This window comes from Aeromicrobium piscarium (genome assembly GCF_007421815.1).
In the GTDB taxonomy this organism is placed as follows: domain Bacteria; phylum Actinomycetota; class Actinomycetes; order Propionibacteriales; family Nocardioidaceae; genus Aeromicrobium; species Aeromicrobium piscarium.
This window is the reverse complement of sequence record NZ_VLNT01000018.1, coordinates 36,636-46,710: the sequence shown is the minus strand read 5'-3', so window position 1 is coordinate 46,710 and position 10,075 is coordinate 36,636. Positions and strand designations below refer to the sequence as shown.

9 protein-coding genes are annotated in these 10,075 nt (G+C 69.1%); 3 read left to right on the top strand and 6 right to left on the bottom strand.

All coding sequences use genetic code 11. The features are described 5' to 3' along the window. Positions 1 to 185: 185 nt before the first annotated feature. Entirely contained in the window at positions 186 to 716 is a 531-nt protein-coding gene (locus tag FNM00_RS15915) for a bifunctional adenosylcobinamide kinase/adenosylcobinamide-phosphate guanylyltransferase (protein ID WP_143914532.1), read from the bottom strand. A gap of 413 nt (positions 717 to 1,129) precedes the next feature. Between FNM00_RS15915 and FNM00_RS15910 the strand changes: the two genes are divergently transcribed. Further along, positions 1,130 to 2,365 (top strand): PucR-like N-terminal domain-containing protein, encoded by a 1,236-nt coding sequence (locus tag FNM00_RS15910; protein WP_143914531.1) that lies wholly within the window; start codon positions 1,130 to 1,132, stop codon positions 2,363 to 2,365. Beyond that, entirely contained in the window at positions 2,362 to 3,291 is a 930-nt protein-coding gene (locus FNM00_RS15905; protein WP_143914530.1) for an HAD family hydrolase, read from the top strand. Before FNM00_RS15910 ends, FNM00_RS15905 begins: the two co-directional genes overlap by 4 nt. A 4-nt stretch (positions 3,292 to 3,295) precedes the next feature. Here the strand turns inward: FNM00_RS15905 and FNM00_RS15900 are convergent, their stop codons facing one another. Then, a complete protein-coding gene (locus FNM00_RS15900; protein WP_143914529.1) occupies positions 3,296 to 4,225 on the bottom strand; it encodes an asparaginase in 930 nt (309 codons plus the stop codon). A gap of 57 nt (positions 4,226 to 4,282) precedes the next feature. Between FNM00_RS15900 and FNM00_RS15895 the strand changes: the two genes are divergently transcribed. Next, complete coding sequence (locus FNM00_RS15895) at positions 4,283 to 5,326, top strand: mannose-1-phosphate guanylyltransferase (protein ID WP_143914528.1); 1,044 nt, start codon at positions 4,283 to 4,285, stop codon at positions 5,324 to 5,326. A gap of 145 nt (positions 5,327 to 5,471) precedes the next feature. Here the strand turns inward: FNM00_RS15895 and manA are convergent, their stop codons facing one another. From manA to FNM00_RS19280, 4 genes are all read right to left on the bottom strand, one after another. Continuing rightward, positions 5,472 to 6,656, bottom strand: coding sequence for a mannose-6-phosphate isomerase, class I (gene manA / locus FNM00_RS15890; protein ID WP_143914527.1), 1,185 nt, complete (start codon positions 6,654 to 6,656; stop codon positions 5,472 to 5,474). Positions 6,657 to 6,901: 245 nt separating this feature from the next. After that, complete coding sequence (locus FNM00_RS15885) at positions 6,902 to 8,623, bottom strand: DEAD/DEAH box helicase (protein ID WP_143914526.1); 1,722 nt, start codon at positions 8,621 to 8,623, stop codon at positions 6,902 to 6,904. Continuing rightward, the gene (ygfZ, locus tag FNM00_RS15880; protein WP_246065201.1) at positions 8,623 to 9,564 is read right to left on the bottom strand and encodes a CAF17-like 4Fe-4S cluster assembly/insertion protein YgfZ; all 942 of its coding nucleotides are present in this window, start codon (positions 9,562 to 9,564) and stop codon (positions 8,623 to 8,625) included. Before ygfZ ends, FNM00_RS15885 begins: the two co-directional genes overlap by 1 nt. Continuing rightward, the gene (locus FNM00_RS19280; protein WP_246065200.1) at positions 9,557 to 10,051 is read right to left on the bottom strand and encodes a nitrobindin family protein; all 495 of its coding nucleotides are present in this window, start codon (positions 10,049 to 10,051) and stop codon (positions 9,557 to 9,559) included. The genes ygfZ and FNM00_RS19280 overlap by 8 nt, the downstream gene beginning before the upstream one ends. Positions 10,052 to 10,075: the final 24 nt, after the last annotated feature.

Sequence of the window (10,075 nt, the reverse complement as noted above, 5' to 3'; positions counted from 1 at the left end):
CTCGCCCACGAGCGACCGCGACCACGTCATCGCGGAACTCTTGCGGATAGGGAGCAGGCATAGCGACATCCTCTCCTCTGATGCTGCGCACCAGAAGTCAGTTGTCACCTACGGCTGCATCACGCCCATCCAGAGAAACAACGTCCCTGGACATCACAGCTAGGGCATGGCTGAGCCGCCGCTCCTCACAGCGTCAGCACGCGGCCGGCCACGATGAGGAGGACGTCATCACACTCCAGCGCCAGCCGCTGATTGGCATAGCCGAGCAGATCGCGGAACAGCCGCGCCCTCCAGTCGTCGGTCTCGACGCCCATGCCGGCCTCCTGGGTCACCAGCACCACGATGTCGCGACGGGCCGCGACCGCCTCCGCCGCTTCCTCGACCTGCCGGACGAAACGCGGCTCCCACTCCTCGCGGGTCTCGTCCCAGCCATCGAGCTCACCGATGAGCCACTGCACCCAGTCACCGATGCAGTCGACCACGACCGCACCCTCCGCGGAAGCCAGGGCATCGGCGAGGTCATGGGACTCCACGGTCACCCAGCTCGCCGGGCGACGCGCCTGATGCTCCGCCACCCGGGCCGCATGGGACGGGTCGGCATCCGGATCGGCCTCGCGCCCCGGCGCGATATAGGTGACATGGGGCTCTGCCACGACGAGCGACTCGGCATAGAAGGACTTGCCCGAGCGCACGCCCCCGGTGACCAGCGACTTCACGGCGACCTCCTCCGGCCCGCGCAGCGCGCACGAGCGCCATCAGCAGTACATCACGGACAGCGAGTACCCGCGGTCCGAGCGGTCCTGAACGCTCACTCTCGTACAAAGATCGCGCTCGGAAGGACGAATTTTCGGATGATCATCCGAGTTTTCCACTTTTTCGTCCAGGGTGGTGGCTCAAAACGGCGACGCGTGCTCCACTTGAAGATGCCGGGTCACTCCTCCCTCCTGACTCGGCCCCGTGAATCGCGGAGTGGCCAGTTACTCCCTCCCACTCCCTACTGGCCACTCCGCGATCTTTCAGCAGCTGCTTGCGCGTCGGCTGGTCGTCCGGCGAGAATGTGAGGCCCGGCACGTTGAGCAAGGGAGATCATGAGCGCCGCACCACGTCGTCGAGCCGATGGCGAGCCCTCATGACAGCACTCCGCGAGGACGGCAACCTCCGCGGACTCGCTCGCAGCTTCGTGCCCCTCTTCCGGCCTCGAATACCTGAGCTCGTCGCCCGGATCACCAGCGAGATCCAGGCGGACGTGCCGGCCTTCGCGGGCCCGTCCCAGGGACGTCGCCACCGGCTGATCATGCTGGCGGTCAACGGGGCGGTCAGCCACTTCCTCGACCTGGTGGAGGGCAACGGGGGTGCCGGTGACCGCGTCGACGACCTCTTCCGCAAGATGGGCTACGGCGAGGCCCTCGACGGGCACGACCTCACCGCGATGCGCGCATCGCACCGCATCGCCCGCGAACGAGCCTGGGACTATCTGCGCAGCTTCGCCGTCGAGAACCGGCTGAGCGCTGAGGCTCTCGGAGTCCTCGGCGATGCCCTGCTCGCCTACATCGACCACCTCTCCGAGCAGGCGGTGATCGGCTGGCAGGCAGCTCACGACGTCCTCGAACGCGACCAGGACCGCAACCGCGTCCGCCTCCTCGAGACGCTGATCGACCCCGGCCTTCCCGATATCGGCGGGCTCGCCGCCCAGGCCCGTTGGCCGGTGCCCGAGAGATTCATCGTCTGGGCGATCCGGGCGACCTCCCTCGAGGAGCCCCTCACCCTCCCCGAACTGCACGGGGATGTGCTGCAGCGTTCCAGCGCACGCGCCGTGGACCTGGTCTGCGCCGAGCACGATGCCGACGAGCTTCGCCGACGACTCGACGAGATCGCGGTACCGGGGATCGTCATCGCCTTCAGCTGGCCGGTGGAACGCCACGACGTCCCGGACGCCCACCGGTGGACCGCCCGGGCGATCGAGCTCCACACGGCCGGGGTCATCGCGGACCAGCCCGTGATCGACTGCGCCCAGCACCGCACCCAGCTCTGGCTGGGCGCCGAGCCCGCGCTCCGGCGCGGCATGGTCCAGGAGCTGCTGCGCCCGCTCCTCGCTGAGACGCCGAACTCTCGCGAGATCCTCTCCGAGACGCTGCTCGCGTGGCTCGAGACCCGCGATAGCGCCCCGGCGATCGCGGCACGGCTGGGCGTGCATCCGCAGACCATCCGCTACCGCTGGAAGCGCATCAACGAGATCTTCGGCGACGACCTCCACGAGCCGGAGTTCATCGTGCAGATCACCATGCTGCTGAAGGCGAGCGTCCCACTCTGGAAGGCCGGCGATCAACGCGACTTCGAGCGGTTCCACGCCGAGGAGGCCCCGTGATCGGACGTGTGCTCTGGGTGGGGGTGAGCGCCGTCGTTCTCGCTACCTGGTGGGTCCGCGATGGGCCGCTGTGGGCCCTGATCGCCGCGATCGGCACCCTCGCCGTCACGGCTCCGGCCGCCTTCGACCTCGGGGCACGGGGTGCTCGCCGGTCGCTGCGCCGTGCTGCGGCCAAGCGAGGGCTGGACCTTCCGCCCGACCCCTCGGTCGAGAGGCTGGTGCTGGATCGCGACGGCTACCTCGTGACCGGCATGCGGGTCAGCGAGGTGGAGTCGCTGCGCGCCGGACATGAACGGGATCTACGGTGGTTCGCCGGTGCGCTGGAGCACCACGCGACCCATCGAGTCGGCCGGGCCATCGCGCGGCTCTCGACCCGCGGACGGGTGACCGATGTCCTCGAGGACTCCACTGTGGGCATCAGCGGCATCGTGGACAAGCATCCAGTACGCGTCGGCGCGCCCCGCTGGATCGGCATCGACACCGCGACCGACCCCATCTCGACCACCGTGGCCGTCGAGGTCGACGACCGTCCGCTCGGAGTGATCCGGCTCGTCGATGAGATCGCCGACTCCGCGGCCCCCGGGGTGCAACGGCTCCGTGAGATCGGGATCGGCTGCACCCTCGCCACCCGCACCACACGCGAGAAGGCCGAGCATGTCGCGGCCCAGGTCGGCATCGACGATGTCCGGGCACCCGGCTCGCCGGAGGAGGTCTCGGCCGAGCTCAATGCCGCGGGAGTCCACGCGGCCGTCCTCCCGCTCCCCGACGGCCCCGCTGACTTGCGGCTCGTCGCCGAGGCCTACGCCCTCGCCCGCGACCTGCCGGTGCGCATCCGACGCAGCAGGAGACTCGCTCTGGTCGGCAGCATCACCGCCGGGCTCGTCGTGGCGACCGCGCCCTCACTCGCGGTCATCCGGGGCGGCTGACCGGTCAGAAGGTGACGTGCACGGCCCCCACCGTCTCGCCGCCGCCCAGCACCCGCGGACGCTCCGTGAGCACCTCCGCCTCCCAACCGGCCAGCTGCACCGCTCGCCCGGCCACGACGTACAGCGGCCGGTCGGCACCATCCTCGATCTTGACCGCGATCGCCGTCGCGTCCGGGAGGCCCACCACGAGCAACGCCTCGGCACCGGACTTGGCGATGACCCCGGGCAGCTCGGTCATGAAACGCAATTCCGGGCGGCGCGTGCCGCTCACGAAGGTCGGATGGTCGAGCATCGCCTGCCGCAGCCGTCCCTCCTCCGAGTCCTCGGACGCGGCGGCGATCCGGGCGATGCCCATCGCGAGATGCCGCATGCTGGTGGCGTGCTGCGGAGCGCCGCAGCCGTCGATGCCGATCCTGGCCGGCCTCGCTCCGGTGAGCTCGGTGAAAGTCTCGGTGATCGCGAGCTGCAGCGGATGCTCCGGGTCGAGATAGGTCCCCGGATCCCAGCCACGTTCGACACAGGTGCGCAGCATGGCCGCGTGCTTGCCTGAGCAGTCATGCCGGATGGGGAGCCGACCCTCACCCGCACGCAGGACCGCGGCATGCTCCTTCGGGTCGGCGGGATAGGACGGAGGCGTCTGCAGCGCTTCCTCCGTCAGTCCCGCGTCGGTCAGCATGGCGCGCACCGTCTGGAGGTGGAAGGGTTCAGCGGAATGGCTCGCGGTGGCGATCGCGAGCTGCTCGCCGCGCAGCGGCAGCCCGGCCCGCAGCATCGCGACCGCCTGGAAGGGCTTGTTGGTCGACCGCGGATAGGTGATCGTGTCGGGCTCGCCGAGCGCCCAGATGACAGCGCCGTCCGTGTCGACCCGAACGGCCACCCCGCGATGCCGACTCTCCACCAATCCGGACCGTTCGACCTCGGCGATGACGTCCATACCGACACCCTACGACCAGCGCCGCCAACGCCGTCCTGCCACCGGTAGTCTCCCGACATGAGCCGGTTGCACGCGATCATCCCCGCCGGTGGCGCGGGCACTCGGCTCTGGCCGCTGTCGCGTGCCGGTCACCCGAAGTTCCTGCTGGATCTCACCGGCACGGGTCGTTCGCTGCTGCAACAGACATCGGATCGGCTGAGCGGGCTCGCCGCGGGTGTGCACGTCGTGACCGGGCGAGCACACGATGCCGCGGTCACGGAGCAGCTCCCCGATGCCGAGGTGCTCGCCGAGCCGAGTCCCCGTGACTCGATGCCCGCGATCGGCCTGGCCGCTGCGGTCATCGCGCGGCGCGACCCCGAGGCGATCGTCGGCTCGTTCGCGGCCGACCACGTCATCGACGACACCGCCGGATTCACCGCCGCCGTGCGCGAGGCGGTAGAGGTCGCCGAGACCGGACGGGTCGTGACCATCGGGTTGACCCCGGTCTCCCCGTCTACCGCCTTCGGCTATATCGACGGTGGCGCCCGGCTCGACGGGTTCGCGACGGCGAGAAGCGTCCGCCGGTTCGTGGAGAAACCCGACCTCGAGACCGCGCGCGAATACCTTGCGGCCGGCACCTATGCCTGGAACGCCGGCATGTTCGTCGTCCGGGCATCGGTGCTGCTAGACCACCTGGCCCGCTTGCAGCCCGCGATGCACGCCGGCCTGCTCGCGATCGCCGAGGTGTGGGACACTCCCGAGCGGGAGACCGCGCTCGAGGAGCACTGGCCGCGGCTGACCTCGATCGCGATCGACCACGCCATCGCCGAGCCCGTCTCCCTGGACGGCGGCGTGGCCGTCGTGCCGGGGTCGTTCGACTGGACCGATCTCGGAGACTTCGCGGCACTCGCCGACCGGACGTCTTCGGCGGAGGCCGTGTGGGTGGACGCCGAGGGCTTCGTCGCGAACACGACCGAGCAGACCGTGTCGGTGGTCGGGCTCGACGATGTGGTGGTGGTCGTCACCGGCGACGCGATCCTCGTCACCACGCGAGCCGCGGCGCAGCGCGTCAAGGTAGCGCCGGGTCAGTGGCGCGACCGCGGTCGCGTCGACCTGCTCTGACCCCACCCCGGCCACCTCACTCCCCTGGGCGGTGGGTGAGGCACCTCTCGTCTCCGGGGCGGTGACCTACGCACCTCTCGAGGATGTTGAGAGGTGCGTGACCCACCGCCCACCGAGATGAGAGGTGCGTAGGTCACCGCCCCGGTCAGACGAGGTCGACGAGCCGACTGGCCACGCGATCCTGAGGGGCGTAGGCCTCGGCGATCTCCCCGGTGCCGTAGACGGTGAGCTCACCATCCTCGAATCCGGCGTACACGGCGTCGCCGCGGGTGAGCTTGAGCCGCTCATCGGAGACGTTCACCAGCTCGACCTCACCGCCGGTGCACACCACGATGCGCTGAGGTGCGTCGAGAAGTCGCACACCGTCCGGCTCGCCGCGGGAGCACTGGGTCACCGCGAGGGCGAAGTCGCCGACGCCGGGATCGTAGACCTCCGTCGTGAATCCGAGGGCATCCGGCGTGACCCGCGCCAGACGTGACATGCCGGCATCGAGACAGTCCACCAGCCCCTGGGTGTCCAGATGCTTGCTCGTGAGACCCGCTCGCAGGACATTGTCCGAGGTCGCCATGACCTCCAGGCACAGTCCGCGCAGGTGGGCGTGCACCACGCCGGTGTCGAGGAAGGCGGCCTCACCGGGCTGCAGCGTGAGCCGGTTCAGCAGCAAGGAGATCACGACCCCGGCGTCATTCGGGAAGTCCTGACGGATCAGCAGGGCGGTCGCATAGGCCCGTTTGATGTCGAGGCCCTGGTCGAGCAGGTCGCGGCAGCACTGCACGACCTGCTCGATCTGCAGGTGATCGATCGGTTCAGAGAGCAGGGACTCTACGAGACGCACGATGCCGGCGAACCCGGGGTTCGCGCGCAGCTCATCGTGCATCCGCTGCGCGAGGGGAGCCTCGATCGGGGCGAGCACCCGCAGGATCTCCGCGGTGGGCCGGAATCCCACCACCGTGTCGAAGGTCGACAGCGCGTAGATCATCTCCGGCTTGTGGTTCGGGTCCTTGTAGGTGCGCTCGGGAGCATCGAGGGCGATACCGAGCGCGTTCTCCCGCTCGAACCCCTGCCGCGCCCGTTCGCGGTCCGGATGAACCTGCAAGGACAGGGGCCGACGTGCCGAGAGGAGCTTGAGGAGGAAGGGCAGCTCCCCTGCGACCTCGTCGAGACGCCGCTTGGACCCATCGGACAGCGTGACGGACGACGGGTCCATCGGGTGGGTGCCCATCCAGACCTCGGCGACCGGCTCATCGGGGCGTCCGGCACCCACGAACCGCGGGATCTCGTCGAAGGTACCCCAGTCGTAATGCCGTACGGCGTTGTCAAGGACGAACACCTGTCCAGTCTAGGTCGGACCGCGCGGCGGGGCGGCGTAACTCCAATGCCCTAACCCGCCGCCTGGCCCGCCTCGTGTCCTGCGGCCGCCTTCTCGTCGCTCACGAGGCACGACGCGACGAAAGATGTGCATCTGCGGTTGCTGTAGCGACCACGAAAGCACATCCTGCGTCGCCGGCTGGCCCGGTTAACGCGGGCGGTGAGCTATCACGCGCCAGAGCGCCGAAAGTGCGGGATAACTCACCGCTAGGCGCGCGGACCCTTGCGGTGCGGAGGCTTGCCGCCTCGGCCCTTGCCTCCCTTGTACGGTCCGCCCTTGCGGGGCCCGTACTGGTCACCGCCGGGACGGCCCTCGTCACGGCGCAGCTCGATACGCCGCCCGGAGATCCGGGTATCGCTGAGCGCATCGAATACCTCGCCGGGCAGATCCGGCGGCAGCTCCACGAGGGTGTGGTCCATGCCGATGGTGATCTTGCCGAAGTCCGAACGCCGAAGCCCGCCCTCGTTCGCCATCGCACCGACCACCATCGCCGGGGTGACCTTGTGCCGTTTGCCCACGGCGATCCGGTAGATCGATCGGCCGTCCTTCGGAGCACGGCGCTCCCGTGGCTCGCGCGGCTCGCGCTGGTCACGTGGCCCTCGCTTGTGGGGGCCGGGCACCTCGCCGGAGACGAAGAACTCGTCGCCATCGTGTCCCATCACCGCGAGCGCGGCGGCGATGTCGATCATCTCCACGCCGTTCTCCTGCGCGTACTGCTCGACGAGCCCACGGAAGGCATGGAACTGCGGCGAGCCCATGCTGGAGGTGATCTCCTTGGCGAACTTGTCCACCCGGCGCGCGTTGACCTCGTCGGCCGTCGGGATCGACATCTCGACGACCGGCTGCCCCGAGACCTTCTCGATCGCGCCGAGCATCCGCCGCTCGCGAGGGGTCACGAACACGATCGCGTCACCGGTACGGCCCGCACGGCCCGTGCGGCCGATGCGGTGGACATAGGCCTCGGTGTCGTGCGGGATGTCGTAGTTGACGACATGGCTGATGCGTTCGACGTCCAGTCCGCGAGCCGCGACATCCGTGGCCACCACGATGTCGAGGACACCGGACTTGAGCGCCCCGACCGTGCGCTCGCGCTGAGCCTGAGCGAGATCGCCGTTGAGGGCGGCCGCCTGATAGCCGCGGCTGCGCAGCTTCTCGGCCAGCTCCTCAGTGGCCTGTTTGGTGCGGACGAAGATGATCATCGCATCGCCCGATTCGACCTCGAGGAGACGAGTCAGCACATCGAGCTTGTGGTGATGCGAGGTCGCGATCCAGCGCTGACGCACCGAACTGGTCGACTGACGCGCCTGGGGAGTGGCGATGTCCATCGGGTCGTGCAGATACTGCTTGGCCAGCCGGCGGATCGCCGTCGGCATCGTCGCCGAGAACAGGGCGACCTGCTTGTACTCCGGGGTGTCTGCGAGGATCCGTTCGACATCCTCGGCGAAGCCCATGTTGAGCATCTCGTCGGCTTCGTCGAGCACCAGGACGTCCAGGTGCGAGAGATCGAGGGTGCCGCGTTCCAGGTGATCGATGACGCGGCCCGGTGTGCCGACCACGACATGTGCTCCACGCTTGAGCCCGGAGATCTGGAACTGATAGCTCTGCCCGCCGTACACCGGCAGCACCTGGAGGCCCGGGGTGGCGGCGGCATAGGTGGCGAAGGCCTCGCAGACCTGCAGGGCGAGCTCACGGGTGGGCGCGAGCACCAGCGCCTGCGTCTGCTTCGCCGAGGGATCGAGGCGCTGCAGGATCGGCAGGGCGAAGGCCGCGGTCTTGCCGGTGCCGGTCTGCGCGAGGCCGACGACATCCCGGCCGGTCAGCAGGGCCGGGATGGCCTTCTCTTGAATGGGGGTGGGCGTCTCATAGCCCAGTCCCGTGACGACGTCGACGATCGCGTCGCCCAAGCCGAGTTCGGCGAAATCGGCCATTACCGGGCCGCTCGCACGTGTAGTCCTGCGTCGGGGTCCACGATGATCTCCTGTGATGCGGCGACACCGTCGGCCACGAGTGTGGCGGCGGGGTCGACATTGCGTTTGACGACGGCCAGGGCGATGGGCCCCAGCTCGTGATGGCGTGCGCTCGAACCGACCTGCCCGACGATCTTGTCGCCGTCGAGGATGTCGGTGCCGTGCGCGGGAAGGTGGTCGACCGAGCCGTCGAGCAGCAGCCGGACGAGGCGGCGCGGCGGACGTCCGAGGTTGTAGACGCGGGCCACCGTCTCCTGTCCGCGGTAGCAGCCCTTGTCCAAGTGGACGGCGCGGCCGAGCAGACCCACCTCGTTGGGGATGCTGCGGTCATCGGTGTCCAGGCCGAGCCGCGGCAGTCCCTGCTCGATCCGAAGGGCCTCGTAGGCCCAGGTGCCTGCCGGCCGACCGAGTTCGGCGGGGAGATCAGCCAGCTCATCGCGGGCGATGATGCGTGGCATCAGCTCGGCCCCCGTCGCGATGAGGACGTGCTCAGGGTCGCGCGCCACCTCGACGCGCGACATGAAGCGCATGCGATCGAGGAAGGCGATCAGGTCGTCGGCGGCACCCGGTTCGGTGAAGGCGCGGAAGACATCGTTGCCGTCGTCGAAGCCCGTGAAGGCGAACTCGATGCGTCCCTGCGGGGTGAGCAGGAGGACATCTGTCCAGGTGTCGGCGGGGAGCGACTCCAGATGCTGGGTGGTGAGCGAATGCAGCCAGGTCAGCCGGTCGGGTCCGCTCACGGTGAAGACCTCGCGGTTCGACAGGTCGACGAAGCCCTCGCCGGCGATCAAGCGCCGCTGCTCGGGGACGATCGATCCGTAGTGCGCGGCGACGCCCGCATCGGGCGCGTCGGCCTCCACCGCCCCGGGAAGGTCGAGCAGGGGGCTGCGGTGTTCAGACACGGGCGAGCTTCCCCCATAGGTGGGACTGGAGCGGCTGGCCCTCGGCGGCCATGTCGTAGGCGTACATGAGGTTCCCCTCGACGAGGCCGTACATCCGCTGGCCGGCGGTGTACTCCTTGGCGGTCTCGGTGCGGGCGATGACATCGGTGCTGAGCGTGAGACGAGGGCCGTCGATCTCGCCGTACCAGATCTCGGCGTAACCGGTGGGATGCGCGAGGACCATCTCGACCTTGCCCTCGCCGGCGGCCCGGATGAATCCGGTCTCGAGGGCGCCGGGCCGCACGCGATCGCCGTCCTCGTCGGTGATCCAGGTCTGACTGAAGTAGTGCAGGAAAGGGCGGGTGTCGTGGGTGAACGCGATGTCCTGCTCGAAGCCGAACTCCTCGATGGTGGGGTAGTCCCCGCGGCCGTTGCCGTGCCAGTGCCCGAGGAGCCAGGCGAGCGGCATGACGTCCTGGTGGAGGTCGGGCGGAATCTCGAAGGCCATAAGGGCCATCCTATCGCTGATCGC